At 69.8% G+C, this 26,315-nt stretch carries 28 protein-coding genes, 1 tRNA gene and 2 pseudogenes; 10 read left to right on the top strand and 21 right to left on the bottom strand.

Annotated features, from left to right (window positions below):
* Positions 1-506 precede the first annotated feature (506 nt).
* Positions 507-580, top strand: a tRNA-Gly gene (locus CP975_RS18360).
* A gap of 50 nt (positions 581-630) precedes the next feature.
* Here the strand turns inward: CP975_RS18360 and CP975_RS18355 are convergent.
* The 10 genes and pseudogenes from CP975_RS18355 to CP975_RS18310 form a co-directional block, all read right to left on the bottom strand.
* Positions 631-1,801 (bottom strand): annotated as a pseudogene (locus tag CP975_RS18355) (tyrosine-type recombinase/integrase).
* Positions 1,801-2,013 carry an excisionase family DNA-binding protein gene (locus tag CP975_RS18350; protein ID WP_030788957.1) on the bottom strand — a complete coding sequence of 71 codons (213 nt, stop codon included), beginning with the start codon at positions 2,011-2,013 and terminating at the stop codon, positions 1,801-1,803. The pseudogene CP975_RS18355 and the gene CP975_RS18350 overlap by 1 nt, the downstream one beginning before the upstream one ends.
* A complete protein-coding gene (locus CP975_RS18345; protein ID WP_055526754.1) occupies positions 2,006-3,301 on the bottom strand; it encodes a replication initiator in 1,296 nt (431 codons plus the stop codon). The genes CP975_RS18350 and CP975_RS18345 overlap by 8 nt, the downstream gene beginning before the upstream one ends.
* 162 nt (positions 3,302-3,463) lie before the next feature.
* On the bottom strand, positions 3,464-3,709 hold the full coding sequence (locus CP975_RS18340) for a hypothetical protein (protein ID WP_055526753.1): 246 nt from the start codon (positions 3,707-3,709) through the stop codon (positions 3,464-3,466).
* 25 nt (positions 3,710-3,734) lie between these two features.
* Positions 3,735-3,929 (bottom strand): hypothetical protein, encoded by a 195-nt coding sequence (locus CP975_RS18335; protein WP_055526752.1) that lies wholly within the window; start codon positions 3,927-3,929, stop codon positions 3,735-3,737.
* A gap of 14 nt (positions 3,930-3,943) precedes the next feature.
* Positions 3,944-4,135 carry a mobile element transfer protein gene (locus CP975_RS18330; protein ID WP_055526751.1) on the bottom strand — a complete coding sequence of 64 codons (192 nt, stop codon included), beginning with the start codon at positions 4,133-4,135 and terminating at the stop codon, positions 3,944-3,946.
* Between the two features lie 38 nt (positions 4,136-4,173).
* Positions 4,174-4,824, bottom strand: a complete 651-nt coding sequence (locus CP975_RS18325; RefSeq protein ID WP_055526750.1) for a DUF2637 domain-containing protein — start codon at positions 4,822-4,824, stop codon at positions 4,174-4,176.
* Positions 4,825-4,912: 88 nt separating this feature from the next.
* Positions 4,913-6,292: an FtsK/SpoIIIE domain-containing protein gene (locus CP975_RS18320; protein WP_055526749.1), complete on the bottom strand. Its 1,380-nt coding sequence runs from the start codon at positions 6,290-6,292 to the stop codon at positions 4,913-4,915.
* Positions 6,292-6,648: an SCO3933 family regulatory protein gene (locus CP975_RS18315; protein ID WP_055526748.1), complete on the bottom strand. Its 357-nt coding sequence runs from the start codon at positions 6,646-6,648 to the stop codon at positions 6,292-6,294. Before CP975_RS18315 ends, CP975_RS18320 begins: the two co-directional genes overlap by 1 nt.
* Before the next feature lie 164 nt (positions 6,649-6,812).
* Positions 6,813-7,598, bottom strand: a complete 786-nt coding sequence (locus CP975_RS18310; protein ID WP_055526747.1) for a GntR family transcriptional regulator — start codon at positions 7,596-7,598, stop codon at positions 6,813-6,815.
* Positions 7,599-7,705: 107 nt separating this feature from the next.
* On the opposite strand from CP975_RS18310, the gene CP975_RS18305 reads away from it, so the two are divergent.
* The 3 genes from CP975_RS18305 to CP975_RS35820 are packed head-to-tail and all read left to right on the top strand — an operon-like array spanning position 7,706 to position 8,968.
* Entirely contained in the window at positions 7,706-8,113 is a 408-nt protein-coding gene (locus CP975_RS18305) for an NUDIX hydrolase (RefSeq protein ID WP_055526746.1), read from the top strand.
* 46 nt (positions 8,114-8,159) lie between these two features.
* Positions 8,160-8,591: an ATP-binding protein gene (locus CP975_RS18300; RefSeq protein WP_055526745.1), complete on the top strand. Its 432-nt coding sequence runs from the start codon at positions 8,160-8,162 to the stop codon at positions 8,589-8,591.
* The gene (locus tag CP975_RS35820; RefSeq protein WP_150477122.1) at positions 8,582-8,968 is read left to right on the top strand and encodes a hypothetical protein; all 387 of its coding nucleotides are present in this window, start codon (positions 8,582-8,584) and stop codon (positions 8,966-8,968) included. Before CP975_RS18300 ends, CP975_RS35820 begins: the two co-directional genes overlap by 10 nt.
* A 378-nt stretch (positions 8,969-9,346) precedes the next feature.
* Here the strand turns inward: CP975_RS35820 and CP975_RS36620 are convergent.
* A pseudogene (locus CP975_RS36620) lies at positions 9,347-9,522 on the bottom strand (IS1380 family transposase); the annotation flags it as partial.
* Positions 9,510-10,109, bottom strand: coding sequence for a hypothetical protein (locus CP975_RS18290; protein ID WP_150477121.1), 600 nt, complete (start codon positions 10,107-10,109; stop codon positions 9,510-9,512). The gene CP975_RS18290 and the pseudogene CP975_RS36620, both read right to left, overlap by 13 nt.
* 95 nt (positions 10,110-10,204) lie before the next feature.
* Between CP975_RS18290 and CP975_RS35070 the strand changes: the two genes are divergently transcribed.
* Positions 10,205-10,366: a hypothetical protein gene (locus CP975_RS35070; RefSeq protein ID WP_167532707.1), complete on the top strand. Its 162-nt coding sequence runs from the start codon at positions 10,205-10,207 to the stop codon at positions 10,364-10,366.
* Between the two features lie 67 nt (positions 10,367-10,433).
* Here CP975_RS35070 and CP975_RS18285 read toward each other — a convergent pair whose 3' ends face one another.
* From CP975_RS18285 to CP975_RS18275, 3 genes are all read right to left on the bottom strand, one after another.
* Entirely contained in the window at positions 10,434-10,955 is a 522-nt protein-coding gene (locus tag CP975_RS18285) for a hypothetical protein (protein WP_055526742.1), read from the bottom strand.
* An 83-nt stretch (positions 10,956-11,038) separates the two neighbouring features.
* Entirely contained in the window at positions 11,039-12,208 is a 1,170-nt protein-coding gene (locus CP975_RS18280) for a restriction endonuclease (protein ID WP_150477120.1), read from the bottom strand.
* Between the two features lie 1,035 nt (positions 12,209-13,243).
* The gene (locus CP975_RS18275) at positions 13,244-13,432 is read right to left on the bottom strand and encodes a hypothetical protein (RefSeq protein ID WP_055526741.1); all 189 of its coding nucleotides are present in this window, start codon (positions 13,430-13,432) and stop codon (positions 13,244-13,246) included.
* Positions 13,433-13,762: 330 nt separating this feature from the next.
* Between CP975_RS18275 and CP975_RS18270 the strand changes: the two genes are divergently transcribed.
* On the top strand, positions 13,763-14,437 hold the full coding sequence (locus CP975_RS18270) for a DUF4232 domain-containing protein (RefSeq protein ID WP_055526740.1): 675 nt from the start codon (positions 13,763-13,765) through the stop codon (positions 14,435-14,437).
* A 25-nt stretch (positions 14,438-14,462) separates the two neighbouring features.
* Here CP975_RS18270 and wecB read toward each other — a convergent pair whose 3' ends face one another.
* The 5 genes from wecB to CP975_RS18245 form a co-directional block, all read right to left on the bottom strand.
* Positions 14,463-15,665 (bottom strand): non-hydrolyzing UDP-N-acetylglucosamine 2-epimerase, encoded by a 1,203-nt coding sequence (gene wecB, locus CP975_RS18265; RefSeq protein WP_246201543.1) that lies wholly within the window; start codon positions 15,663-15,665, stop codon positions 14,463-14,465.
* A complete protein-coding gene (locus CP975_RS18260) occupies positions 15,662-17,005 on the bottom strand; it encodes a glycosyltransferase (protein ID WP_150477119.1) in 1,344 nt (447 codons plus the stop codon). The genes wecB and CP975_RS18260 overlap by 4 nt, the downstream gene beginning before the upstream one ends.
* Positions 17,006-17,194: 189 nt before the next feature.
* Positions 17,195-17,398: a hypothetical protein gene (locus CP975_RS18255; RefSeq protein ID WP_055526732.1), complete on the bottom strand. Its 204-nt coding sequence runs from the start codon at positions 17,396-17,398 to the stop codon at positions 17,195-17,197.
* Positions 17,399-17,473: 75 nt separating this feature from the next.
* Positions 17,474-17,881 carry a DUF5994 family protein gene (locus tag CP975_RS18250; RefSeq protein WP_055526729.1) on the bottom strand — a complete coding sequence of 136 codons (408 nt, stop codon included), beginning with the start codon at positions 17,879-17,881 and terminating at the stop codon, positions 17,474-17,476.
* A 324-nt stretch (positions 17,882-18,205) separates the two neighbouring features.
* Positions 18,206-19,435: an MFS transporter gene (locus CP975_RS18245; RefSeq protein ID WP_150477118.1), complete on the bottom strand. Its 1,230-nt coding sequence runs from the start codon at positions 19,433-19,435 to the stop codon at positions 18,206-18,208.
* 201 nt (positions 19,436-19,636) lie between these two features.
* On the opposite strand from CP975_RS18245, the gene CP975_RS18240 reads away from it, so the two are divergent.
* The 4 genes from CP975_RS18240 to CP975_RS18225 all read left to right on the top strand — a co-directional run bounded on the left by CP975_RS18240 (position 19,637) and on the right by CP975_RS18225 (position 25,195).
* The gene (locus tag CP975_RS18240) at positions 19,637-23,074 is read left to right on the top strand and encodes an AfsR/SARP family transcriptional regulator (RefSeq protein ID WP_208835569.1); all 3,438 of its coding nucleotides are present in this window, start codon (positions 19,637-19,639) and stop codon (positions 23,072-23,074) included.
* 88 nt (positions 23,075-23,162) lie between these two features.
* The gene (locus CP975_RS18235; protein WP_150477117.1) at positions 23,163-23,528 is read left to right on the top strand and encodes a PH domain-containing protein; all 366 of its coding nucleotides are present in this window, start codon (positions 23,163-23,165) and stop codon (positions 23,526-23,528) included.
* Between the two features lie 162 nt (positions 23,529-23,690).
* Complete coding sequence (locus CP975_RS18230) at positions 23,691-24,647, top strand: SGNH/GDSL hydrolase family protein (protein ID WP_150477116.1); 957 nt, start codon at positions 23,691-23,693, stop codon at positions 24,645-24,647.
* 101 nt (positions 24,648-24,748) lie between these two features.
* The gene (locus CP975_RS18225) at positions 24,749-25,195 is read left to right on the top strand and encodes a DUF7144 family membrane protein (RefSeq protein ID WP_055534034.1); all 447 of its coding nucleotides are present in this window, start codon (positions 24,749-24,751) and stop codon (positions 25,193-25,195) included.
* Positions 25,196-25,263: 68 nt separating this feature from the next.
* On the opposite strand, the gene CP975_RS18220 is transcribed toward CP975_RS18225, so the two are convergent.
* Entirely contained in the window at positions 25,264-26,172 is a 909-nt protein-coding gene (locus CP975_RS18220) for a LysR family transcriptional regulator (RefSeq protein ID WP_199783139.1), read from the bottom strand.
* Positions 26,173-26,315: the final 143 nt, after the last annotated feature.

Below are 26,315 nucleotides of genomic sequence, written 5' to 3'. Positions count from 1 at the left end.
GTACCGAGCGTTGCCCGTTGCCCGTGATTACTGCACTACTGCATTACTGCATTACTGCATTACTGCTTCTGCAAGGTCACCGGCACGGAGTGCCGGAGCCGGGCACAGCGCGGACACCGGATGAGCCGGCCGGGCCCGAGCCGGTCGGCCTGCTGCATCGGGAACGACGCGGTGCTGAACACGTGCCCTTCGGCACATCGGACGACGGTGCGGTCCATCAAGTCCTCGAGTCCCTTCCCCAAAGCCGTGTGTGAACTCGTACGCCTGAGGCTCGTTTCCGAGCCGACGACGAATGCCCACATTACGGTATGAAAGGGACGCCACTCCAGGCGGCACGACCTAAGGCGCGACCCCTGGACGGCCCACCCACGGTACGCCCCAACTCCCTCCCGCCGCACGGCGCATCCACCTCCCGGACAGCACGCGGGCCCCGGGGCGAGAGCGCCCGGGGCCCGTGATGAGGTAGAGTGTGCGACGTTACGACACCGCTTCTAGCGGGGCGTTTCGCGGGTGTAGTTTAGTGGTAGAACATCAGCTTCCCAAGCTGAGAGTGCGAGTTCGATTCTCGTCACCCGCTCCACGAAGAAGGCCCAGGTCATCGACCCGGGCCTTTTTGCTGTCTGCCTTCTCTCAGTCGCCGCGTGCCACATCCGTGCCAGATGCTTGATCATCCGGCTTCCGTGCCACGGAGCGGCGAGCCTTCCGAACACTCCGGTCGAGCATCCCGGCGACCTCTTGTTGCCGCTCCTCCTCAGAGTGCTGGTAGATCATCGCCGCCCTCTCTGACGACTGGCCGGCGCGGACCATCGTGTCCTTCAGGGTCGCGCCGGATCGGGTCGACAGGGTGTGCCCGGTGTGGCGGAGATCGTAGAACCGGAAGTTGTCCGGCAGACCGGCGACCGTGCGCGCCCTACGCCAGTACTTGCCGAAGGTGCTCCGGCGGAAGGGCGCTCCTCTATCGCCGACGAAGACGAGGCCGTTCGGTCCTTCCTCGGCGAACGACTCCATGTGCCAGCGGACCTCACGCTCCAGAAACGCGGGTAGGTAGATCGTGCGGGTACCGGCTTCCGACTTGGTGTCGCCGGGCGCGCGTCGCCCGTTCGTCCTCTCAGGTTCGGCCGTCCGCACCGTGATGCGCAGAGCATCGAGGTCGACGTCCCGGCGGCGGAGCCCGGCCAGTTCCTCGGGACGAGTCGGGCCGTAGGCGCCGAGGTAGACCATGAGGCGCCACCGCATGCCGACCGCTTCGGGCGAGGGCATCGACCTGCGCGACGGTGGCCGTAGGCCGTTCCTGTGCCTTCTCGGCACCCGCGCCCTTGATCCGGCACGGGTTGCGGCGGATCAGGTCGTCGTCGACGGCGGTCTCCATGATGGCCTTGAGGAGGCGGTACGCCTTGGCGGTCGCCGTCTTGGCGCCAGTGCGGAGACGCTCGGTGCGCCAGGTGCGGACGCGGGGCGCGGTGATCTCGTCGAGGTCGTCGTCACCGAAGGTCGGGAGGATGTGCCGGTCCAGGAGGTACCGGTACAGGTCGCGCGTGAGCACGCTGAGTTCGCGCTCCTCGACCCACTTGTCTGCGTAGGCGCGAAGGTTGACGGCCCCGGCCTCTGGGTCCCGCCAATCACCTCTGCGGATCTCGGTCTGCTTCTCGGCCAGCCAGTCGTCAGCGTCGGCGGTCGTCTCGAAGGTGAACGGCGCCGGGCGCATCACGCCGTCCGGCCCCGGGTACCGCGCCTGGTAGCGGCCAGACGGCAGCCGCCGAATCGCGCCGAAGCGGCGACGCCTCCCCCTGCTGTTCGCCATCAGGCAGCCCTCCCGTAGCGAGCACGGGAGCGCTTGATCGGCTCGACGGTGTGGGAGGTGATGAACTCCTCGACCGCGCTTTCCGGGATGCGCACGTGGCGGCCGACCTTCACGTACCGGATGCGCCGCTCCTCGATGAGCCGACGCGGGAAACGGGCGGTCGTGCCGAGTAGCTCGGCGACCTGGTCGACGGAGAGATGCCGCTCAGCCACGGGTGGGTTCCCCTTCTGTTCCGGGGGCGGGTTCGAGGGTTTCGGCAAGCCAGGCTTCGGCGTCGGTGAGGCCGGTTCCGGCGTAGACCCAGTGAGCGAGGACGAGGGTCGTGTCCGGCGCGGCCTGGTCGTCGGTGGCGGCTTGGGCGCGGCGCCATTCGGCTCGGGCGTCGCGGAGGGCGCCGAGGGTGACGGAGTAGCGACGGCTCTTGGTGGAGAAGTGGCCGCGGAAGCCGAGCATGTGGGCCCAGGCGCGGAGCCGGAGTTCTTCCAGCTCCTTGCGTGCACCCAGGGTCCACGCGGTACGGATCATGCGGCGGGCGTGGTCGCTGATGTCGAGCTGCGCGAGTTCGGCGAGGAACTTGAGGGGGCGGTCGAGTGCTCCTGTGGCGGTTTCGGCGCCCTTGGTGGCGTACTTGGCGATGTACGCGGCGACGGCCCGTTCGGTCAGCTCCTGGCCGCCGTCGAAGTCGGCGGATCGGACGGTGCGTACGTCGAGTTGGCGGCCGAAGGCGAAGGTGTGCGCGCGGTTGTCGATGACCGGGCCATCCACGCGGGCGACGGTCGCGGCGGCGCGGATGGCGTCGGTCAGCAGCTCGGCGGTTGCCCAGGGCGGGGGCGGGGTGTCGCCGCCGTCCGGGCCGTCGATGCGGATGACCGCGTGGAAGTGGACCGCACCACGTTTCTGGTACTCGGCGACCTTGGCGAAGGAGACCCGGGCGTACTCGCGGAAGGCACGTTGGGTGAGGCCGGCGCGCTTGGCGACCTCCCGGCGGAGGTAGACCGAGAAGCGCCGCCAGAGCAGGCCCGCGTGCGCGTTCCAGAGCACGGCTGCTTCGTAGTCGTAGGTGTCCGGGTCGAGCGGGGTGCCGAGGGCGGTGTCGTCCTGGTCGTGGAGGAGGCCGCAACGGCAAGGGCGGACTGTTCTCGCCGGGCCGGTGGGGCGGTTGTGGACCGGGCCGAAGCCGGGGGCCGTGAAGGTGGCGAAGACGCGGGGGTGGGCGGCGACGCGTTCGGGGACGCCCCTGCCGCCGCGCAGGCCGGACGTGATCAGGTGGAAGGTGTCGCGGCGGTAGACCTCCGCGCAGGCCGGGCAGCGGGTCGTACGGCGGTTGTTGCAGCGGACCAGGAGGTGACCGGCCGGGAGGGTGGCTGAGTCGAGGTGGTGGAGGACGTTGCCGATCTCGCCGGTCCGGGTGTCGACGGCGTGCTCGGTCCGGTGGCCGTCGAGGCGGACCGGATGGGTGCAGCCGCCGAGGCCGGAGAGCTGACGCAGGAGCCCCGGCATGGTGCCGGTTGCGGCCAGTTGACCGAGTTCGCTGAGCGGGGGCGGGGTGGCGCGGGTAATGATGGCTTCTCCTTCTGGCTTCGGTCAGGAGGGACAGGGCCCCCGGGGCGGCGGATGCTTGGCGGTATCAGGGCCGCCCCGGGGGTCTGGCAGTGCTGGCGACTAGCGCCGCCGCTGGTCGCGGAGCATCGAGCGGATGACGACGGCGCACACTGCGACGGAGATGGCCGTCACGGCGACGGCGGCCAGGAGCGCGGTCAGCACGACGCCGCCGACGAGGACGGCCACGACCGCCCCGGTGGTGACGGAGACCTGAGGTGAAGGCCGCCGCGCGGGCGCCGGGTCGGCCACCGTGCGGTGGTGGACGGGCGGCGGCGTCGGGCTGTCGGGGTACTTGGGCAGGAACACGGCAAAGTTCTCCTTACCTACTCGTCTAGACATGCGAGCCGTTTACGACGTCCACGCCGGAGCGCGTGCCGGATTCGATGGCCGGGGCCATGAAGGTGTGCGAGAGCCAGAAGCCGAACAGGGCGATCACGACGACGATCCACGTGCGGACGCCGAGGAACTTGACGGCTCCCCAGGCGAAGAGGCCGAGGACGAACACGAGCGGCAGGCTGACGGTCACGGAAGCGGGTCCTTTCAGCGGACGGGGCAGCGGTGGGTGCGGGCGGCCAGTTCGGCGGCGGCGCGACTGTCGTAGTCGGCGGAGAAGCCGCAGCGCGGGGCCGTGCAGGCGGCGGTGTGCTTCTCACGGCCACGACCGTCGTACGACGTGCCGACCTGGACGGGACCGATACGGGCGACGGAGCGGAAGCGACGGTTGGCGCTCATGTGGATCTCCCTTCAGGACGTTCAGAGCTTTCGGGCGTTCAGAGCTGAGCGGCGATGGCGTCGGCCATGGGCATCGGGACGCCGAGACGGGCGCGCAGGGTCGTGGTGTCGATGACCGTTCCGGTACGGGTGTGGTGCTCGGTGGCGACCTTGCGGGCGTGGTCGACGAGGGCAGCCGGGACGGCAACGGTGGGCGGAGGGGTCGAGGTGGGGACGGACTCGGCGGCCGGCGCCGGTGCCGACGAGAGCTCCGGTACGGGATCGGGCGCGTCCTCCTGGTCGTCGACGCCCTCGGGGTCTTGCTCCCGGACCTCGTCGGGCGGTGTCGGCGTCGAGTGCGCCAGGAGCGTCCCGCCGAGGAAGGCGACCGCAGGCCAGCCCGCGACGAGGATGCGGAGCCAGGCCGGCACGTGGTTCATGTCGAGCAGTCCGGCGGTGGCGACGTTCGCACCGAGGGAGGCCGCGAGCGCGATGACGAACCAGCACCAGCCCGCGGCTTTGGCGTCACCGGTCCGCAGCCGACGCCAGGCGGCGACGAGCAACAGATCCACCGAGACCGGATAGGCCCACGCTTTCCACCCGTCCTGTCCGGCCGCCGAGGCGACGTCGTGCAGGTGGGCGAAGGACAAGGCTGCCGCGATGACGGCCTGTACGAGCACCGCATCGATACGGGCGAGTTGGGCGCGCATGCTGCGGCTCCTTCCGGATTCAGGCATGGCAGGGGTAGGGACGTGGCGCGAGACGGTCACGCCGACCGGGGGTGCGGGAAGGTGCGGCTCAGCCGATGACCGGTCGCGGCTGCACGACCGGGTTGGCCGGGGACTCGACCGGCTGCGCGGGCACGGAGGGCCGGAAGGGCTCCAGCGCGGGCAGGTCGGGGACCATGTGGGCCGACGCGCGGCAGGTCTCGGCAGCGTCGGACAGGGAGAGATACGGCGTGCGGATGCGGGACCAACCGCCCGACGTGTCACCGGCGACGGCGAGACCGGGCCGTTCGGCAGGGATGGCGCAGGCGGCGGAGACCGCTTCGGGGGCTATGTCGCCGAGCGCCATTTTCGCGGAAGCTTCGTCGTTCACGCGGTGGCAGACGCGGCCGGTCAACTGGGCCCGGAGCATCGTGGCGCCCTTGCCGAGCTCGGCGCCGAATCGCTGCCCGCACACCTCCAGGTAGATACCGGCCGCACGGCCGAGTTGGGCGACCCGGATGAGCTGAGTGACCATCTCGTCCCGCCGCTCTTCCTCCTTCCTCGTGGCGATGAGAAAGAGTTCCGCCACTTCGTCGACGAACAGGACTACGGGCACGGGTCGTTCCTGTTCGGGAAGCCCCCAGATGTCGGAGGTGATCTCCTCGTTCGGCGTGCCCGGTGCGATCCTCTGGCGTGCCTTGATCAGGTCGTACCGGTCCTCCATCTCCTTGATGAGCACGGGCAACAACTCAGCAGCCTGCTCGGGATCGGTGGCGAGCGCCGACAGCCGCGAGGCGAAGGGCGCCAGCTCCACACCGCGCTTGCAGTCGATGCCGACCAGGGCGACGGGCTGCGGTGCGAGTCCGGCAACGAGGTGCCGCAGGTACATGGACTTGCCCGACAGGGTGGCGCCCAGGGAGAGGCCGTGCGGCACCACGCGGTAGTCGCGTACGAATGGTGTGGCGTCTTCCCGCAGCGCTACGGGCACTTTCAGGAATCCGCCCACCGCTTTGCGCGGCATACGGACCTCTCGCAGCACGTCATAGCCGACGAGACGCAGGTCGACCACGCCAGGCTTGACCGTGGTCACGTAGACGGCGTGAACTCCCCAGGCGTGCCGCAGCCGTTCGGCCGAGGCGGCCACGTCGGCGGGTTCCTGGCCGGGTGCGAGCCGTAGCCGGAGCCGTAAACCGGTCGTGGTCGGGCGGATGATTCCGCGTCGAGGCGGTACGGGACGGATCTCCCCACGGGTTGTGGCCTTGACCTCCAGGACACGCAGTCGGGACGGCGTCACGGACAGGCCGCAGGCCTCCATGACCGAGCCGTACGAGCTGAGCAGCCGGGCCGTGGATATCGGCAGGCCGACCGCGGACCAGTAGACCCCGGGATGCTTGGCCCGGGTGTAGGCAGCCCCGCCGCCGAGTGCGGCGACAGGACCACCCACCTCCAGAAGCGTCGTCAGATCGGTCATCAGGCCGAGGCCCCCATGGCGGCCGGGAAGGCGGCCGGAGTGACGGCGGCACAGCGGTAGGCGATGCCGTGCCGCTGCTGACAGTTGAAGACGCTTTCCCACGGCCGGGCCACGAGCCCCGGCAGCGAGACCGGCGCACCGAGCGTCAGCCCGTCGGAGACTCCGCTCTCCGGGATCGTCACCTTGATCAGGGACGATTCCCCCTCCTCGATGTAGACGACGCCGATCGTCATGAGTGCTTCACCGCTGGTGGCGTCCTTGGCGATCTCGCCGGTCTGCCGGTCACGAACCTTGGGCTCGGGCGCCTCGGTCAGCAGGATCGTGGCGGCGGAGGTCTCCACACGAATGGTTCGCAAGGTTCTTCCCATCTACTCGTCTATACAAGATGCAGCGTTCGAACCCGATCTCCGGGAACGCCAACCACTGTGCCACACGACTTGCCAACTCGTCTATACGAGTAGGCCTGTTGGCGCATACGAGTTCAGGGTGCGGACCACCGCGCGCCACAGCCGTCAGGCCCTCACGTGGCCGGGAGCTGGTACGACAGGACGTAGGCGTCCGCCGCCATGACGGTGTCGCAGACCTCCACGGCCCGTCCTTCGGTGTCATACGCAGTGCGGATCAGATGGATTACGGGTACGCCGGAGGCCAGCCGGAGCGTCTTCACTTCTGACGGTGCGGGCATCCGGGCCCGGATTTCCTCCTCGAAGTGGTCGAGGTGGTGGCCCAGCTCTTCGAGGCGGGCATAGATGCCGCCTGGACCGGGGTTCGGTTCGGCGATCTGCGTACCGCGCGCAATATCGAGCGGAAGGTACGAAGTGGCGAACTCGACCGGCCGACCATCGAGCAGATACCGGCGCCGACGAGCGAGTACGCGCCGCACAGAACCAAGGCGGGTGGCGATGTCCTGTGTGGCCTTCTCCTCCTTGACCTCCAGGCTGTCGACCTGAGGGTGACTGCCCGCCGCGTCGGCCTCCACGATGAAGGCGGACTTGCCCTGTTCGCGATGGCGCCGGGCGAAGCGGTCAGAGGCTAGACGCCGCACTGGTGGCCGTGGTCGCACGAAGACGCCCTTGCCATGCTCGGCATGGACCAGGCCCTCACCCTGCAAAATCGAGAAGGAGTTCCGAACGGTCATCCGGGAGACGCCGTAGTGCTCGACGAGTTCTGCCTCGGAAGGCAGCTTCTCGCCCTCCTTGAATCGCCCGCGGTCGATGGACTCGCGAAGCTGGTCAGCGATCTGCCGGAAGACCGCACGATCACTCGTGGGGTCGACAGCGCCGAGCAAGCCGGGAAGGGACGTCACGTGTACTCCTTTAGGTATCTAGACGAGTGGGCGAGTGTTGTTGCTACGGTGGAGAGCCTAGCCATCCGAGAGGGTCGAGGACCTTGAGCACTGACCGTCCGCACTCCGTGAGCGTTGCCGGAGTCATCGTCGACGACCAGAACCGGGCCCTCCTGATCAAGCGCCGCGACAACGGCAAGTGGGAACCCCCGGGCGGCATCCTCGAACGCGAGGAGACCATCCCCGAAGCCCTGCAACGCGAAGTCCTCGAAGAGACCGGAATCAAGATTGCGCTTCCGGCGACCCTCACCGGCATCTACAAGAACATGACGGGCTTGATCGTCTCCATGGTCTTCCGCTGCGAGGCCGCCGACGGTACGCCCACCACGGGTGACGAGACCCGAGCACTGCACTGGGCCACCCGCGAAGAAGTCACCGAACTCGCCGACGAGGCATACGCGATCCGCGTCCTGGACGCACTCGACGCGGCTTCCCCGCCGGCCATTCGCGCCCATGACGGCGTGAAACTCGTCTAGCTCGAACCCGCTGCACATGGCGGCCTACCAGCATGAAGGAACTTGTATGCACGAGTATACGAGCACCGCCCGAGTCTGGGGCCTCACTTGCCCAGGATTCCCAGAAGAGATCAGCCGGGCCCGGCGCTGGACGCGGGACATCCTGCGGGGCTCGCCCCTGGCGGATGAAGCCGCACTAATCGTGAGCGAGCTGAGCACGAACGCGATCCTGCACACGGCCAGCGGGCGTCAGTCGGGCAGCTTCTCCCTGGCCATCGAGGTATCCCCTCAGATGGTCACCCTGTCAGTCACCGACGGCGGAGGCGCGGGAACCGCCCCCAAGGCCGAGCACCAGGACGAGGAGGCGGAACACGGCCGAGGTCTAGACATGGTCAGCGCCATCGCGCACCGCGTCGTCGTCAACGACAGCGACCACGGCCACACGGTCACCGCGGCTTTCTTCACCGAGGCCGGCAGGGGAGGCCAACTATGCGGATGACCGGGCCCCGACGCGGTTACTGGTGCGAGTGCTGGACGGAACTCGTCACGAACGATCAGGCTGGGCCGCAGCTACGAGCATCCTTCGACGCCTACTCGGCACCGCAAGCGGATCGGTGGGTAGCGGTGGCACTCCGCACGATCTCCCCGGCACTGAACACCCAGGCTTCAGTCGAAGCCTGGGAGTGGCTATATGAGGGCCGCGTCCGCACCCGCAGAGCCCTTCTCCAGATGCAGCCCTGCACGGTCTCAGTGGCTCACTCAGACACACGCATCACCTGGACGATACGACCAGTCCTCTTCCTGCCGTTCGCACACCGGCAGGCGGCAGAACTCCCAGCCTGCGCAAACGACTTCAAGCCCCGGCAGATGGACTGAGTTACAACTTTCTCTACTGGTTCAAGCCCCGGCTGCGCTCCGCTCCGCCGGGCGCGCTTCCCGGCTCCGCTCCGGGCGCCGCTCCTGCCTTCGGCCCGCTCCGCCCGGGCTGCGCCGACGCGCGCCCACTGGTGGATAGGGCCCGAGGCCATGAGGCGAGCACCGCAGGAAGCAGCCGGCGGTCAAGACAATGCCTCCGGCGGGGGATCGGCCGGCACCGGGGTGGAGGGGCACCGTCGCCAACTGCGAGTCCGTAGGGGCGTGCGGGGCGCTCCCATCCCGACCACCGTCGCCCCAGGCAGAGCCGAGCAGACGCGGCCCAGGGCGTCCAGGTCGTTCGTACAGTGGCGCGCTCCACCTGGACGCCCTGAACCACGCCCGCTCCACGGTGTGTGGGTCGACGGCGTACGGGATAGGAGCTGGGGTGAGTGGTGGGTTGAGGGGGACATACGCGAGGCAGTCCCGCCCAGTGCGACCGCGAGGGCCACGTCCAGCAGGAACTTGCCCAGATCGTGCACCGCCCGCGGCCGTCGCCACAGCGTCAGCGCCGTTGATTCGAAGGGCCCGCCGCCTGCGGGCCATCGTGCGTCAGGACCTCGACCATCCCGCCCCGGGGCGGGCGCCAACGGCCCTCGGTCGGATTCAGGCGAATTCGAGGAGAGCCAGACGCCACCCATGCCGCCGTGAGTCCCCGGCCGTACCGAGTGAGGCGGAATATGGCCTGCGGCACGCCGTCTTCGTCCACCCTTCGCGATACTTCTTCGACGTACCCGTCATCGATGAGGCGCGCGAGACAGCACAGAGTCGCGACGGGGTGAAGAAAGTAGGAGCCCTTGAGGCGCGAGAAGACCTCCAGGTAGATCAGCTCCGTCGCGGTGTAGCGGTCCGTCTCGTAGGCCCGCTTCGCCTTCACGATGTAGAGGTCTAGGTTCTTCAGATCCTTGTACGTGTGCTCGTCGTGATGAGCGCCGCACATGTTGATCATTCCGCCGAATTTGTGCCCATTGACGTACTGATGATCGATGATGTGGCACTTCTGAGGGTGGCCATACGGGCACCCGGGAATCGCGCACCCGTTATCGGCCTCTTCCTTCAGCGCCCGCTGAACGGCAGCGGGTACACGCTTGCGATTCTGGGTCATGGAAGAGACCTAACATGCGGCAAGCTGGTGCGGACCTACTCCGCTCGAACGCTCCTCGAACGGGTGAAAGCCGACCGTGTCAAGACCGTCGGCTGATGACTGACACCAACAAGCGCGTGCAGGAGCGGTCGGCGCTGAACGTCAGCGGACGATTAGTCGAAGCCCAGCGCGAGTCGACCGACCTCTACGATGCCCATGATCAACCTGGTAAGGATGAGGCCAGACCTCACGGCCTAAGCCTGGCACGGGCGCCGTGAGCTTCATCGGCCGACGACCGTCACCTCGACTCGGTCACTGAGACTTCACCGACCGCGCACCCCTGTCTCAGGGGGTCTGTAGAGACGCGCGAGCGGCTCGCCCAAAGCGCTCTCTCGTGTCGCTGATCTTTGCCATGAGGCGGTGTGCTTCCTGCTCTGGATTACTCGGTCTGGACGGACTACCGACGGGCGGCAGGCCATCGATGAACTCAGCAAAATCCATCAGGGCACTGTGGGCGTACGCAAAATCGTCAAAGACATTGTCGGGGCCGACGAGCGTTAGTGCCAACTGCTGGTGAAGCTGAACAGCGATTTGAGAAGCGATCTCATCCCTAAGCTCTCGTGCCCCTTCATCGCCATCGGAGAGTCTGCTGGCGCCATACTTCTGAATCAGGTCGAGCATGGTCGACAAGGATTCGAGGCAAGAGGTGTAGACCTCTCGGCGGTGCTGCTCGTGACGAGCGCTCTTCTGGTCCACCAGTTGCCGAGCCAAGTTGCTGCGGCCGGCTAGCCACGTCAGCCCTCCAGTGATTGCGCTCGCCGCAAGTGCTGCACCTGAGGTGATCAGTGCCACCGAGGTCTCCGACATGTTGCTTCCCCCCTCCTCGCTGACCGAAAGGCCGGGTCGACGCCGCCCCCCTGACACCAGACGGCAGCATGAGCCTTAGCGGGCTACTTGAGGCCGTGCGCCGCCGCAATATGCGGTCTCTGAGCTAGAAGGGTTTCGAGCCTGCTGTCGGGCCACAGTTCGATGTAGGGCACGCTGCCCTCCGAGTTGTGTCGTTCTGCCCAGGACACTGCGTCTGCAGTGAAACGGCCGCTAGTGGCCAGTACAACCACACGCACGAGCGGGGGCCCCCACAGCTTGCCAGCCGTTGCAGTCTCACTAACAGCAACGGCGTTCACCGAACGACTCTGCCAGTGTTTTGCCTGAACGATGACGCGTTCCGTACGGACACCGCCGCTACCGTCGCGAAGAACGCGGTCCATGGATAGGTCGCGCCCTCGGTCGGGAGCGCGAGTTTGCATCAGCCACTCGACATTCTGATGCTCGGGAATGTCTCGCAGTAGGTCATAGAGAAGCCGCTCGAAGCCGTCGTCGCTCAGCCGATCCCACGGCAGTGCCAACGTCGCCGCACCCGTGAGGCTGCCGGAAGCTGCCTGCCCAAGGTCGATGTCTGGGACGGGTAGCGGGTCACTGTCGCCTAGCGCCTTAGCTTCGATGCCAGCGCGTACGGCGGGCCAGTCGAGCTCGATAATGTCGTGCCAGTCCTGCCCTTGACTGAAGCGCATGTGCCGATGCAGATCCCACCACCGATCAATTTTCTCGGCGTCTTCACCCAGGAGCCTAGCGATCTCTCCAATCGCCGTCTCGATTTCCTCAGTCTGTTCGTTCTCTAGGCGCTCCATGGAGTCCCGCGCCGTGCCTCCCATTGCGAGAGGGAGAGCGACGTCAATCGAAGCGACAAGCTGCTCCAATCGACCTCGTGCGGCGCGTCGGCGAGCCCGTTCCAGCCGGTATCGGTAGGCAGCGATGTCCGCTCCCGGCTTGTCCCCAGCAGCATGCACAGCGGTGGGCGGCACGCCGATGTCGAGGCAGTCGATGAAGGCTTGGCCTAGGTCGTTGATGTCCGGAAGCGGGTCGGTGATCGTCCAACCGTCGATGCGCGGGAGCCCGGGGAGTAGGTCCGCCCACGCCGCCCTGAGGCTGTCGTACTGGACATCAGATCCGAGTTGCGGGCCGGCTGGGATGAACGGCTTGGCCCTCTCCCATACGCTGTCCAGCTTCTTCAGGTTGGCCGCCGTGCGGTCCATGGCGCTAAGGAGCTCCTCCAGTTCCATGCGCATAGACTCGCATTGGGCACCGTGAAGCGGCAGGGCTTTCGCATTAAGTTGTGTCCCTGGCCGCTCTGGAGGCTGCACGTCAGCGAAGCCGACACCCCCTTCTTCGGCTAGTGACCGCACCCATCGTTGCTTGAACCGCGCATCCGTCGGCCCAAGTGAGGCGCGATCACCGAACGAGGCTGAATCGCTACCTAATGCGATCAGGCACTGCGAGTCGTGCTGGAACATCCTCGAACTCGATGGGGCCGCAGCCGCGCCAAGGCCCGAGCCTGATCCCGACGACGTGTCAGAGATCGAGCCGCCAACCTGCCCCAAGTGCGGCGCCCCGGTTCGGGTCTAACCAACCCAACCGCGACCGGTGGGTAGGCCTCGCCATGGTGGAGTTGCCCGCTAAAGACGTCCCAGAGCCCTTCCGTCGGCGCTTAACGGAAGCTACCGGACCGATCCCTCCATTGCCGTCGCTATCGTGGCTGTACGAGTCCGTGAAGTCGATCCCCTGCCGAGTGAGACCGTCATGCCAGCGCACCGCAGGATGTGCGTGCCCGGCTGAAGCGAGCCCAGCGGCTCCGGGAGCGCATCAGAGAGCCCGTGTCCTCCACGTGCCCGATCAGACGGCATCCAGCGGGGAACAAGGGGGAACGACGGCAAGCTCACCATGAACGCGCAAGTCAGCCTCTCCCCAGGTGAGCCGACAACCACATACGCGATCTTCTTCACACGTGCTCTGCGAGCTGTAACCACCTACGACTAGTCGGTGGCGCGGCCGGTGAAGACCAAACAACCACGCCCGTGCCAGTCGCGTGCCAGGTCGTGTGGGGAACCACGGGGATCACCGGGCAAAGACTCGGCGAATGGTCAGACGCCAGCAGCGCTCCCGTGCAGGTCAGCTGAGCAACCGCCCGCAAATCACCTCAGCTTCCCAAGCTGAGAGTGCGAGTTCGATTCTCGTCACCCGCTCTTTGAAGAAGGCCCAGGTCAAAAGCCCTGGGCCTTCTTTGTTGTCTGGACGTTCCGAAAGGCATGTCAGTTCGCTCAGAGTTGGCCAGCTGCGGACAGGACCAGCACGCAGAGGCCCATCGACGTGGCGAAAGCAGTGCCGCCGTAAAGGACTGCATCAGCGCAGGCGGCTCCGGTGCTGGTCTTCAGGATCCCGGCGACCAGAGCCAGCACGAGCGAGAACAACACTGCCACGAGCAGGGACATCGTCCATGCGGTGACCATGGAGAAGTTGCAGCAGAACCCGAGGTGCTCTTCCTGATCTGGGTCATAGGGGGCGCTGCCAGCAGTAGCGGCACCCCTGGCGCTGACGTACGCGATCTACCGGCTCACCAGCAGGGGTTCCCACCCCTAGGTCATGTACCGATCCGATGTACGTCTGCCGGGTCCACCCCGTCATGCCTCCGACGGCTTCGCACACGTCCCGGTGGAACGGCAGCCGGACGTGAGTAGCGCGGCAGCGGGGCGTTAGTGGTGGGCGGCAGGGTGGGGGGTGGCAGCGGGGCAGTCGGTAGCTCGGGTCTGCCTCTCGTTCTATCTCTCAGGGGAAGTCCCATGCGTACGTTCCGCAGCCGCACCACCGTTCTCGCCGCCGCCGGCGCCACCGCGGCGCTCGCGCTGTCGCTCACCGCCTGTGGTGGCGGCTCGGGGGTCAAGGCGTCCGGGACGGGCGGGAGTGGTGGGAGCGGCGGGTCCGTTTCCGTTTCCTCGTCCAAGTCGCCGGGCGCGTCCGCGTCGTCCGAGGCGGGCGCCTCGGCCGCGAAGAGCGGCGGTAGCCAGGCCTCCCCCGCCTCCGATGCCACGGGCGCCGCCCCCGTCTGCGCCGCCAAGGACCTCTCCATCAGCGCCGCCCGCCACAACGGCCCGCCCTACACCCACATCGTCCTGACCGCGAAGAACACCTCGGGGCACAGCTGCAAGATGACCGGTTACCCGGAGATCCAGTTCCTGGAGAGCCACCGGGAGAACGTGCCGCCGGTCGCCAAGAGCAAGCCCGCCGCGTCCGTCGTCCTCAAGGCGGGGGCCCCGGCGTACGCGCTGGTCAGGCTGTCGGACGGGGGCACCGACGAGGACAACGAGATCGTCAACGGCTTCTCCGTGACGCTCCAGGGCGGAGGCGGCATGGCTGCCGTCACGGCTCCGGGCAAGGGCGGCATCGCCGTGGACCCGGCCAAGTGGGCCACCGGGTACTGGACTTACGAGCTGCGTAACGGCGCCGACGACTTCTGAGCCGAGGGGAATAGCCGGGGCGTCGTCAGCGTGCCGCGGTGGGCTCCGCGTGTGGTGCGGGGCGAGGGGCCGGTGACGTCGGTGGCGGTGCGGCGGCGGGGACGGGTGCCCTGAGGCCCGCGGCCAGGTGGGCGATGATGCGGCGGGAGGCGTGGCCGTCTCCGAAGGGGTTCTCGGCGGTCGCCATCCGCGTGTACGCCTGAGGGTCGTCCAGCAGTCTCGTCGCCGCGTTCACGATGGCGCGGGGTTCGGTGCCCACCAGTTGCGCGGCGCCTGCCTCCACCGCCTCCGTCCGTTCCGTGGCCGTGCGCAGGACCAGGGCCGGTTTGCCCAGGGCCGGTGCTTCCTCCTGGACACCGCCCGAGTCCGTCATGACGAGGTCGCAGGCGGCGAGGGTCGCGGAGAAGTCGGGATAGTCCAGGGGCTCCACCACACGGATGCGCGGATGCGCGGCGAGCGCGGGGAGCAGGACCTCGCGGACCGCGGGACTCTTGTGGAGAGGGAGCAGGATCTCGACGTCCTCCCGGTCGGCGAGAGTCCGTACCGCACCCGCCATGTCGCGCATGGCGCCGCCGTGGCTCTCCCTGCGGTGCAGGGTGAGCAGGATGCGCCGCAGCGATGTGGTGAAGTGGCTGCGGCCTGTTCCCGTGGCGAGCACCCACAGCAGATTGTCGACAACGGTGTTGCCGGTGACGAACACCGCGCGCTCCGGTACGCCCTCGGATCTCAGGTGGGCGGCAGCACCCGCGGTGGGCGCGAAGTGCCAGCGCGCCATACGGGCGATGAGGGTGCGGTTCAGCTCCTCCGGAAAGGGGTTGTCCAGCACGCCCGTACGCAGCCCGGCCTCTACGTGCGCCACGGGCACCCGCTCGTAGAACGCGGCCAGGGCGCCGGTCAGCGCCGTCGTCGTGTCGCCCTGGACGACGACGAGGTCGGGACGCCGCTCCCGGATCACCGTGCCCAGGCCGTCGACCAACCGGGCCGTCAGGGTGGACAGTTGCTGGCGTTCCCGCATGACGTCGAGGTCGGTGCGGTCGCCGGTCTGGAGAAGGTCCAGCATCTGGTGGAGCATCTCGCGGTGCTGCCCGGTGGTCACCACGAGCGGCTCGAACAGCGGGGAGGCGGTTATGGCGCGGGCCACGGGCGCCAGCTTGACGGCTTCCGGCCGGGTGCCGAGGACGAGCATGGCTCGTACGGGCGCGCCCATCACGACAGGCGTATCACTCACGTCCGAGAGCCCGTTTCCGCAGCCGCCTGCGGGTCCGCCGCCACCAGGGGCTCCTCCTGGGAACGCTCGGTCTTGGCCCACCCCCTGCGCAGCGTGATCATGCGGCCCACGGCTCGCCATACGGCGATGAAACTGACGTACATCCACAGCACCAGGGCGTGGGAGTAGGCCAACGTCTTCCACAGGGGTTGGTCGCCCGTACGCCGCCAGTAGACGGCCGCCACGGCCAGGTGCCCGGCGAAGGCCAGCGCGTAGCAGCCCAGGCCGCCCAGCGCCTGGAGCCACAACGGCCCCGCCGGGAGGGCGAACAGCTCCAACCCGTGCCCCTGTACGAGGCGCAGAAGCAGGTATTGCTGGACGAGGGACCAGGGCAGGGTGATCAGGTAGGGGATCAGGAGGTATCCCGTGAGTTCGATCCGGGTCCCACGCCGGATGCCGGGGGCGGTCCACAGCTGGGGAACGCGCGCGAGAGCCGTCATGTGGCCCTGGTGCCAGCGGGTGCGCTGGCGCAGCAGGCGGCGAGGGCTGGTCAGCCCCTGCTGGGAGACGTAGGCGCCCGTCGTGGACGTCACCGTCCAGCCGTGCACCGCGAGGCTGACGCCCAGGTCGAGGTCCTCGGTCAGGGAGTACGACCACGGCTGCTCGCCCACGCTGTCCAGCGCGGACAGGCGGGTGAACTGTCCGTTGCCTCCCATGCTCACCGACCCCGTGGCCACCCGGCCGAACTGGCTGATCGCGCTCAGCCCCCAGAACTCGAAGTCCTGGAACCGCAGGGCGACATGGCCGCGGTCGCGGATCCGCACGGCCAGCTGTGCGCCACCGACCTCCGGCGGCTCGAACAGCGCCGCCACGCGGGCGGTGGCCCCCGGCGTCAGCCGGCCGTCCGCGTCGAGCACGCACACCAGGACGCGCGCCGGGTCGAGGCCCTCGTCCCGTACCCGGTGGCGCACGTGCCGAAGACCGGCGTTCAGAGCGGCTCCCTTTCCGCGCCGGGCCTCGGGCAGCGCCCGCCGCACCACCTCGATACGGCCCGCGCCCGCGGCTTCCGCCAGTGCGGCCGTACGGTCGTCGCTGCCGTCGTCGATCACCACGGCCCGGACTCCGGGCTGGAGGTCGAGCAGGCAACGCACGGTGTTCCCGATGACCCGCTCCTCGTTCAGGCAGGGGATCAGGACGAACACCGCCCAATGGCCGGGCAGCGCCACCGGCACTCCGCCACTCAACGCGAGCTGCCCGCGCAGCGATGCGCCGCCGCGGCGGGCGAACAGGATGCCGCTGACGATCAAGGGGCCGTTGTAGACCAACGTGACCGCCATGATGAGGAAAGCAACGTCGCGCACGACGGCGTCCAACGAGTCCACAACACGCCCTTCAGCCCGCCGAGGCGCTCATGGTCCCGCACTCCGGGTGACCGAGCAAACACCGAGCGTGCTTGAAAGGTGCTGCGGCTGAAGCCTTCCGGCTGCCCGCTACCGCCTCTCGTGTCGGGATCGGCTCGTCAGTACGGGAGTTGGGCAGACCGGCGCGGCCTAATCGGCGTTGTTGCCGTTGCCGTTGCCGCCGCCGCGGCGGCTCATCTTGGTGGCCGACGCGGCCAACTCCGCCGCGACAGACGTGGCCTTGGCCACGCCGTGGACCCAGCGCGGGCCGCCCCGCGCGGCCCACACGACGGCCCCGAGGCCCGCCGCCGCGATCAGCACCCCCATGCAGAGCAGCAACACCATCATCGACATCCCCACCCCACCTGGCCGGGCCTTCACAGGGCCCTACGTACGGGCCCCGATCCTCTCAGACCTGTGGGCAGAGCTTCACTCCCCGGCGGCCGCCATGGCCGATTCGGCGCTCGTCTCCGGGGTCTCCGGGGGCACGACGAGCAGGTCCCAGCGGCCCCGGCCGGGGGCCAGGAGGCAGATGGTGGACGGAGCGAGGCCGGCGTCCGTCCTTGTGTCCGTCCTGCGTAGGCGTACCAGTTGGTTGGCGATGAGGAGGCGGCCGGGGGATGAGGTCCAGGCCGGGCCGGTCACGGTGACGGCGGTGATGTTGCCCCAGGCGGCGGGCAACCCCGCGACCAGGAGCGGGAGTTCGACCAGCAGGTCGTACGACCTCGGCCACCACGCGCCGTCGACGCGGCGCGGGGTGCTGCCGACGCGGGCGGCCAGGGTCAGGCGGAGCAAGGGGTGGGAAGGCAGCGGGGGCTGCTGAAGGGCGGCGGTCATGGGGAGGGCGCTCCTGAGAGGAAGAGGGACGGTCGGATACTCGTGGCTCGCGGCGCGGCCGGGGTCCTGGGCTGCCCCTGTCCAACAGGCGGACTGGTGAGGTACTGGGGGTCGTGCGGTGGTGGCGTGGGTCCGTGCGCCGGGGGCCGGGGCTACGGAAGGCGCGAAGTGCGAGGCGGCGCGACGCGGCGCGTGAGAGCGAGGCCGGTCCGGATACCGGCGGGCTACGTGCCCCTCGTTCGTTCAACCGTACTCCTGCGGGCAGTTGAACGGGGGGCTCCTCCGCATCCCTTCGGCTCGATCCGGCCCCGGCGGCGCCGCGTCTCAGGGACTCGTGCCCGGTCGGCGGGCGGGGAAGCCGTGGGTCCGGGAGGTGAGGACGAGGACGAGTACCGGGGCCAGGAGCAGCAGGATGGTCCAGGGGAAGGAGGCGGTGCCCGAGAGGTCCAGGAGGAGGCCGCCCGCTACTCCGCCGGCCGCCATGGCCACGTTCCACAGCGTGACCAGCATGGCCTGCGCGGTGTCCGCCGCCTCCCCGCCCGCGTCGCCCGCCGCGGTCTGGAGGAGGGTGGGGGCGCCGCCCCAGCCGAGGCCCCACAGCGTCACCGCCGCGTACACGAGCGCCGGGGTCCCGGAGAACACCGCCAGGACGGCCGCCGCCACGCCGACGAGGAGGACCGCCGCGAGGGTCAGCGCACGCGGCCTGCGGTGGATCAGGGCGCCCACGATCCAGAGGCCGGTCAGGGACGCCGTGCCGAAGACCAGCAGGACCAGGTCGGTCGTGCCGCCCATGCCGAGGCCGTCGAGGTACGCCGCGATGTAGGTGTAGAGAACCGTGTGCGCCAGGACGAAGATCAGGGTCACGGACAGGACCGGCACCACGCCGGGCACACGCAGGGTCCGCAGCATCGGCGGCGTCGCCCCGCGCGGCTGCCCGGGAAAGTCGGGAAGGAGCGCGGCGATCCACACCAGCAGGCCCGCCGTGAGCCCGGTCATGGCCAGGAACGCCACCTGCCAGCTGACCACCTTGCCGAGGAACGTCCCGGCCGGTACGCCGAGCGAGAGCGCCACGGGGATGCCCGCCATGGCGATCGCGATCGCCTTGCCCTGGAGGTGTACGGGCGCCATACGACGGGCGTACCCGGCCAGCAGCGCCCAGGCCAGGCCCGCCGCCACACCCGCGACGAAGCGGGCGGCCATCGTGAGGGGGTAGTTGCCCGAGACCGCTGTCACGGTGTTCGCGGCAGCGAAGCCCGCCATGGCCATGAGCAGCAGCCGCTTACGGCGCCAGCCCGACGTCGCCGCCGTCAGCGGTATCGCGGTGAGCGCGGTGCCGATCGCGTAGATGGTGACGGTCTGGCCGGTCGCGGACTCGCTCACGCCCAGGTCGGCGCTCATGGCGGGCAACAGGCCCGCGGGCAGTGTCTCGGTCAGACTGGTGATGAACACGGCCGTGGCCAGGGCCAGTAGGGCGGCCAGGGGGAGTTTCCGGGGAGTTGGGGCTGGGGCGGCGACCGTGCGTGTGGTTGTGGGGGGTGTTTGCGCGGTGGGCATGGAGGGGCACCTTTCGGGGCTTCGAGGCAGTGGGGCTTCGGGGCGGTGAGGGCGGGCGGTGGTCCGGTGAAGCAGGGCGACTCTGCTCGTGGGGGCTTCGGGGGCGCTGATGGTCCGCTGATGGTCCGCGTGTGATCCGTGTGTGGTCCGTCGGCGGGCGCGGCCGTCACCGCGGCTCGGACTCTGTGTACGGTGATCCGCATGCGGTTCGGGGTGCTCGGTCCACTGGCGGTGTGGGACGGCGAGGGGGAGCCGGTGAGGGTCCCCGAGACGAAGGTCAGAGCGCTGCTCGCCGACCTCCTGGTGCACGAGGGGCGTCCGGTCTCCGCCGACCGGCTCGTCGAAGACCTCTGGGGCGACGAACAGCCCGGCCGCCCGGCCAACGCCCTTCAGTCCAAGGTCTCCCAGCTGCGCCGCGCGATCGGGCGCGACCGGGTGGTGTACCAGGCCGCCGGTTACTGGCTTCGGCTGGACATGGCGGCGGGGGACGTCGTGGACGCGTTCCACTTCCGCGACCTGGTAGGCGGGGCGCGACTTGAGGAGGACCCCCGGGTGCGCGCCGAACTCCTCGATGAAGCACTTCAGTTGTGGCGCGGGCCCGCCTACGCCGACTTCGCGGACGAGGAGTTCGTACGAGCGTCGGCGCAGCGGCTGGCCGAGCAGCGGCTGGCGGTGTGGGAGGAGCGAGGGGAGGCGCGGCTCGCCTCGGGGGACCTTACGTTGCTCACCGGGGAGCTGGCCGACCTCGTGGCCCGGTATCCGCTGAGGGAGCGGTTGCGGGGGTTGCAGATGCGGGCGCTCTACCTCGCGGGGCGGCAGGGGGAAGCGCTGGCGTCCTATCGGGAGCTGCGGGGGCGGCTGGACTGGGAGTTGGGGGTCGAGCCGGGGCCTGCGCTGGCCGCGCTGCATGCGGCGATCCTTCGGCAGGACCCCGGGCTTGCCCCGGGTATTCCCTCTTCCACCGCTCCGCGGCGGGCGTCTCCCACCCCGTCTCCCACCCACACACCCGTCTCGCCGCGCCCGTCCCCGCCCCGTAGGAGCCAAGACCCGGCGCCCGCCCAAGGCCCCGGGCAGCAGTTCACCAACCTGCCCGCTCCCCTCACTCCCCTCCTCGGTCGGGAGGAAGCCGTACGGGGTGTCCGGCGGCTGCTGGAGGGGGCGCGGGTCGTCACGCTCACCGGGGCCGGGGGTGTGGGCAAGACCCGGCTCGCTGTGGAGGCCGCGGCGCGGACTGCTGGGGAAGGCGGCTGGGACGGCGGGGTTTCCGACGGGGTGTGGCTCGTGGAATTCGCCGGGCTGCGCGGGGGCAGCAGGGTAGACGAACTCGCGGAGGCCGTGGCCGGGGCGCTCGGGCTTCGGGACGACGCCCCCTCCGGCGTGCCCGGGACCGGCTCCTGCGCCGGGCCCCTCGAACGTCTCGCCGCCGCCCTGCGCGATCGTCACGCCCTCCTCGTCCTCGACAACTGCGAGCAAGTCGTGGAGCAGGCCGCCCACCTCGTCGGCACGCTGCTGCGCGCCGCACCCCGGCTCCGGGTCCTCGCCACCAGTCAGGAGCCGCTCGGCCTCACGGGCGAGGCCGTCTTCCTCGTGGAGCCCCTGGACGCCGCCGACGCGGTCACTCTGTTCGCCGCCCGCGCCGCCGCCTCGGCGCCCGGGTTCTCGCTCGCCGACCCCGGCGACGCGGCGGCCGTCGCCGAGATCTGCCGACGGCTCGACGGTCTTCCGCTCGCCCTCGAACTCGCCGCCACCCGCGTGCGCGGCCTCGGCGTACGGGAGTTGGCCGCTCGGCTCCATGACCGGTTCCGGCTGCTCACCTCCGGGCAGCGCGGCGCTCCCGCCCGTCAGCGGACGCTTCGCGCGGTGCTCGACTGGAGCTGGGAACTGCTCACCCCTCCCGAACGCACCGTCCTGCGGCGCCTCGCCGTCCACCGCGACGGCTGCACCCTTGAGGCCGCGGAGGCCGTGTGCGCGGGTGACGGCGTCGCGCGCGAGGACGTCCTCGATCTGGTGACCCGGCTCGTGGACCGCTCCCTGGTGGTACTGGTCCCCGGGCGGCCGGGGGCGGCGGCCGGGGCGGGGGCGCGGTATCGGCTCCTGGAGTCCGTGGGGGCGTATGCCGTCGAGCGGCTGGCGGAGAGGGAGGACCTGGAAGGCGTACGGGAACGCCACCTGCGTTACTACCTCGCTTTGGCCGAGCAGGCTGAGCCGTGCCTGCGCAGGAGCGGTCAGCGGGAGTGGCTCGCTCGGCTCGACGCCGAGGCGGGCAATCTCCGGGCTGCGCTGGAGGAGGCGGTGCGGGCGGCGTCGGCGGAGGCGCGGGGTGGGGCGTCCGTTGGGCCGTCGGCTGGGTTGGCGGTGCGGATGGGGGTGGCGCTGGCGTGGTGGTGGTTGCTTTGCGGCCGCCTTGCAGAGGCTCGCCGTTCTCTCTCCGAGGTGGTCGGGCTGGGGGTGGGGGGCCGTGAACTCCGGGTGTTGTGGGCGGCGTTCGCGTTGCTTACGGGCGAGAGGGGTGGCGCCTGCGGCTGTGTGGGTTCCTGCGGGTGCGATGTGGCCGAACGCGCAGTTCCCCGCGCCCCTGGCGGGGCCGGACTCACCCCCCGTTCCCTCTGGCTGTACGCCTACGCCCTCTTCAGCGGGGGCGAGTTGGAGCGGAGTGAGGACGTCAACGCTTGTGCGCTCGCGCTCGCCGAGAGGCGAGGGGAAGTGTGGGGGGTCGCGGGGGCGCTTTCGTTGCGGGCCATGCATGCGCTGATCCGGGGTGACCTCGCCACGATTCGGCGTGACGGGCTGCGCGGGGCCGCGCTCTTCGAGGAGCTGGGGGACCGTTGGGGTGCGTTGCAGACCGTGTCCCCGCTCGCCGTGCTCGCCGAGATCAAGGGCGATTACGAGGAAGCCGCGCGCCGCCAGGACGAGGGGCTGCGCATCGCCCGTGAGCTGGGTCTTGAGGCCGAGGTCGCCGCCAGGCTCTCCGGGCTCGGGCGGCTCGCCCTGCTCACCAGGGACGGGAAGAGGGCGGCCGAACTCCATGAGCAGGCGCGGACGTTGGCGGCCCGCCACGGTTACCGGTACGGCGAGATCCATGCCGAGATGGGGCTCGCCCTCGGCGCCCGCCGCTCCGGAGACCTCGACGCCGCGGAGTCGCATCTGCTCCGCATCCGCGACCGCCACGCCGACGTGTCCTCCCCCGCGGGCGACCACCTGCTCCACGCCGAGCTGGGATTCGTCGCCGAACTCCGCGGCGACGGCGCCCGCGCCGAGGCCGAGCACCTGCTCGGCCTGGAGATCGCCCGCCGCCTCGCCGAGCCCCGCGCCCTGGCCCTCTCCCTGGAGGGCCTCGCCGGCGCGGCCCTCCTCCCGGATATCGCCGGCCCTGCCGATACCGCGGGCCCCACCGAGCGCGCCGCGCACTGCGCCCTGCTCCTCGGTGCCGCCGACGCGGCCCGCCGCAGTGTGGGAGCCCCGCTGCCGCCCGCCGAACGCGGCGACGTCGACCGCATCACGGCCGCTGCGAAGGCGGCCATCGGTGAGACCGCCTTCGCCGACGCGTTCGCGCGGGGCGCGACCCTCCCGCCCGGCGAACTCCCGCGTCCCACACTCCGAGCCCCCTCACCCCCCGCGTCCGCCCGCGCCCCCGGTTAGGGTGGGCCGATCCCGTGGCTCGTCCCGGGCACGGGGAAAAAAGGGGATGGGTCACCGCGAGCGGTGACTATCCAGTGGGGGGCATTACATGGCACTTTTCGGAAACGCACACACCGTCGACCCGTCGAAGGCCCAGGGCGAGTACGCGCGTCTGCTCGGTCACGGTGAGCAGGTGCACGCCGCGTACCAGCTGATACGCGACACCATGCTGTTCACCGACCGTCGACTGATCATGGTCGACAAGCAGGGCATAACGGGCAAGAAGGTCGAGTACCACTCGGTGCCGTACCGCAGCATCACGCACTTCGCCGTCGAGACGGCCGGGCACTTCGACCTCGACGCCGAGCTGAAGATCTGGATCTCCAGCAATCCGACGCCGCTCCAGAAGACGTTCACCAAGGGCGTCGACATCTACGAAGTGCAGGCGATCCTCACGCAGTTCGTCGCCCGCTAGGAACTGTCCGGACGCCTCACCGCGGCGCCCTCTTCGGCCAAGGTCCCGTAGACCTTCGGCCGAAGGGCGCCCGGCCGTACTTGGCAGGCCGACGCCTTCCGTCGCCGTCGCGCATGTGTTTGCCTGGGGGCCGTTTCGGCTGTCTGGGGTGGGGGTTGCCGCGTGCGAAGGCTGTGGGGCATGGGGGTGGGCGCCGGGGTGCTGGCGGGCGCGCTGCTGCTGGGGGCGTGCGGTGATCCGGGGTCCGGGGGCGAGACGCGGGCCGCCGCGCCCGTACCCAAGCGCCCAGGGCCCGCCGACGCCGGCCAGTCCGGCGCCGACCGCCCCGACGCCCGCTCCCCCGCCCCGTCCTCCACCTCGGCCACCCGGCACCGGAAAGCCCCGAAGGTGCTCTACCTCGGTGACTCCCTCGCCATGGAGAACCAGGACGTCCTCGGCGCCCAGCTCAAGGACGGGCTCGGCGCCCGCTACCGCAGCGCGCCCTACTCGGGCACCACCCTGTGCGACTACCTCGACGGCACCGGCAAGGACTCCCTCGTCCCCGACCGGCACAAGGCCGCCGCCCTCGTCCGGGCCGAGCGGCCCGATTACGTCGTACTCCAGTTCTGGGGCAACGCGTGGGGCTACACGCCCTGCATGGACGGCATCACGTACGACAAGGCCCGCGAGAAGTACTTCGACCGGTACGCGGCGGACGCGCGTGCGCTGGTCGGCCAGATCAACTCCGCCGCCGGGGCGGACCGGCCCCGCATCGTGTGGGTCCTCCAGGGCCCCGACCCCATCACTCCCGACCGCGTCCGCCGCGTCAACGGCCTCTACCAGGCACAGGCCCGCGCCTCGAACGGCCTCGTCGCCGACGCGGGCCGCGCCGTCGCCCCGGCGTCCGCGCGGTACACGTGGGCGGAGAAGCTGCCGTGTACCGCGTACGAGACCAAGAACCCCGCGTACTGCACCGAGCCCGGGCGGGGGCGGACCGCTCTGCACCGGGGCGACGACTACCTGCACTTCTGTCTGGCGCCGACCACGGCCAAGTCCCGGCCGTGCCCGGTCCGTTCGCCGGGCATCCGGCGGATGGCGGCGGCGATCACGCGGGCGGTCGCCGACGGGTCGGCGTCGTAACCCGCCACCCCTCACCCATCACCCGTTCGGAGTAGGCCCGGTCGCCTCCCCGCAGGGCCCGTCACACGCTGTGAGTCCTGACAGCGAGAGATGGGGTGGCCATGAGCGGCGCGACCACGCACCACGGCAAGCCGGATCACAGCAAGCCGGGCCACGGCGGCGACGAGGACGTGTGGACCACCGGCGGCACCCTGTTCGCGGGGGTCCTGATGCTGGTCAACGGGCTCCTCGGCGCGTTCGCGGGGATCGCTGGCATCGCCAAGGACGACGTCTACACGCGGATCGGCGACTACGTCTACAAGTTCAGCCTCACCGCGTGGGGCTGGATCCACCTGGTGCTCGGCATCGTCATCGTCGTCGTCGGCTGGGGCATCCTCAAGGGCGCGAGCTGGGCGAAGGCTACGGGCGTGGCGCTGGCGGCGCTGGGCATCGTGGCGCAGTTCCTGTGGCTGCCGTATACGCCGGTGTGGGCGTTCATCTCGATCGCGATCGGCGTCTTCGTCATCTGGGCGCTCTGCACGGACCGTCCCGACAGCGCGGGGCCCTGACGGGCGGTCTTGGGCGGCGGCCTTTCTGCGGGTGCGTCGTGGTTGCTCGCGCCCGCACGGGAGAACCGTCAGAACGCGGCGGGGCCGCCGTTCGCGGTGACCGTGTCGGCCACCGCCCGGATGAACGCCCCCACGCGGGGGCCCGGCGTACCCGATCGGTGGATCAGCGCCACCTCCGCCGCCGGAACATCCCGTAGAGGGACGAACGTCACGTCAGGACGTGAGTAGTACCGCTCCACGGAGGCGATCACCGGGGAGATCCCCCTCCCCGTCGCGATCAGCGTCATCAGCTCCTGGAACGACGCCACCGCCTGGCCGCGACGGATCGGCCGCCCACTGGGCGTACGCGGCGGGACGTGGAAGTCCCACCAGTACGCGGGCGCGCTGTTGACCACGCCGAAGAACGTCTCGCCCGCCATCTCCTCCAGGGACACCGACGTCCGGCCGGCGAGCGGGTGGCCGAGCGGCATCGCCAGGAGCCGGGGTTCCCTGATGACGACGGGCCCGACCGTCAGGTCCGGCTCCTCCACCGGCAGGCACGTGAAGAGCAGGTCGATCTCGCCGCCGCGCAGCGCCCCCAGCGGGTCCTGGAACTGCGTCTCCCGCATCGTCACCTCGCACCCGGGGCAGCGCTCGCGGAACGTCGCGAGGACCGGCGCCGTCAGCGAACCCGCGCCCGAGCCGAGGAAGCCGACGTTCAGCACGCCCTCGACGCCCCGCGCGGAGTCCTTCGCGCGCGCCACCGCCGCCTCCATCTGAGCGTGCAGCGGCGCGACATCCTCGTACAACTGCCGCCCCAGCGGTGACATCCGCACCACCCGGCTGGTGCGCTCGAAGAGCGGGGCGCCGATCCTGCGCTCCAGCTTCTTCAGCGTCTGGCTGACCCGCGCCTGGGAGAGCAGCAGCCGCTCGGCGGTGCGGCCGAAATGCAGCTCCTCGGCCAGCGTCAGGAAGGTCTCCAACTCCTGCCGTTCCATTGCGTACCCCCCTGTGACCTGCATCGATAAGCGCTGCACGCAGATCGTTTCACGGATCGTCGTTGATGAGCCATCGGGTTCGGCGGATCTTTGGGTTGTCGGTCCGGCGCACCGCCGGGACGGCCCCCTTCCTCCCAACTCCC

Origin of the sequence: Streptomyces alboniger, from assembly GCF_008704395.1 — a bacterium.
In the GTDB taxonomy this organism is placed as follows: Bacteria; Actinomycetota; Actinomycetes; order Streptomycetales; family Streptomycetaceae; genus Streptomyces; species Streptomyces alboniger.
Note: the sequence above shows the minus strand (reverse complement) of the source record. Positions and strands in the feature narration are given on the sequence as shown.

What these genes read in the sequence shown, in the direction of transcription:
- CP975_RS18240 (WP_208835569.1), top strand. Translation starts at nt 19,637, where the DNA reads ATGCGGTTCGGGGTGCTCGGTCCACTGGCGGTGTGGGACGGCGAGGGG.
- CP975_RS18345 (WP_055526754.1), bottom strand. Translation starts at nt 3,301, where the DNA reads ATGCCGGGGCTCCTGCGTCAGCTCTCCGGCCTCGGCGGCTGCACCCAT.
- CP975_RS18270 (WP_055526740.1), top strand. Translation starts at nt 13,763, where the DNA reads ATGCGTACGTTCCGCAGCCGCACCACCGTTCTCGCCGCCGCCGGCGCC.
- CP975_RS18280 (WP_150477120.1), bottom strand. Translation starts at nt 12,208, where the DNA reads ATGGAACTGGAGGAGCTCCTTAGCGCCATGGACCGCACGGCGGCCAAC.
- CP975_RS18250 (WP_055526729.1), bottom strand. Translation starts at nt 17,881, where the DNA reads ATGACCGCCGCCCTTCAGCAGCCCCCGCTGCCTTCCCACCCCTTGCTC.
- CP975_RS18325 (WP_055526750.1), bottom strand. Translation starts at nt 4,824, where the DNA reads ATGCGCGCCCAACTCGCCCGTATCGATGCGGTGCTCGTACAGGCCGTC.
- CP975_RS18225 (WP_055534034.1), top strand. Translation starts at nt 24,749, where the DNA reads ATGAGCGGCGCGACCACGCACCACGGCAAGCCGGATCACAGCAAGCCG.
- CP975_RS18320 (WP_055526749.1), bottom strand. Translation starts at nt 6,292, where the DNA reads ATGACCGATCTGACGACGCTTCTGGAGGTGGGTGGTCCTGTCGCCGCA.
- CP975_RS18235 (WP_150477117.1), top strand. Translation starts at nt 23,163, where the DNA reads ATGGCACTTTTCGGAAACGCACACACCGTCGACCCGTCGAAGGCCCAG.
- CP975_RS18285 (WP_055526742.1), bottom strand. Translation starts at nt 10,955, where the DNA reads ATGTCGGAGACCTCGGTGGCACTGATCACCTCAGGTGCAGCACTTGCG.
- CP975_RS18220 (WP_199783139.1), bottom strand. Translation starts at nt 26,172, where the DNA reads ATGGAACGGCAGGAGTTGGAGACCTTCCTGACGCTGGCCGAGGAGCTG.
- CP975_RS18300 (WP_055526745.1), top strand. Translation starts at nt 8,160, where the DNA reads ATGCACGAGTATACGAGCACCGCCCGAGTCTGGGGCCTCACTTGCCCA.
- CP975_RS18275 (WP_055526741.1), bottom strand. Translation starts at nt 13,432, where the DNA reads ATGGTCACCGCATGGACGATGTCCCTGCTCGTGGCAGTGTTGTTCTCG.
- CP975_RS35070 (WP_167532707.1), top strand. Translation starts at nt 10,205, where the DNA reads ATGACTGACACCAACAAGCGCGTGCAGGAGCGGTCGGCGCTGAACGTC.
- CP975_RS18330 (WP_055526751.1), bottom strand. Translation starts at nt 4,135, where the DNA reads ATGAGCGCCAACCGTCGCTTCCGCTCCGTCGCCCGTATCGGTCCCGTC.
- CP975_RS18245 (WP_150477118.1), bottom strand. Translation starts at nt 19,435, where the DNA reads ATGCCCACCGCGCAAACACCCCCCACAACCACACGCACGGTCGCCGCC.
- CP975_RS35820 (WP_150477122.1), top strand. Translation starts at nt 8,582, where the DNA reads ATGCGGATGACCGGGCCCCGACGCGGTTACTGGTGCGAGTGCTGGACG.
- CP975_RS18290 (WP_150477121.1), bottom strand. Translation starts at nt 10,109, where the DNA reads ATGACCCAGAATCGCAAGCGTGTACCCGCTGCCGTTCAGCGGGCGCTG.
- CP975_RS18255 (WP_055526732.1), bottom strand. Translation starts at nt 17,398, where the DNA reads ATGTCGATGATGGTGTTGCTGCTCTGCATGGGGGTGCTGATCGCGGCG.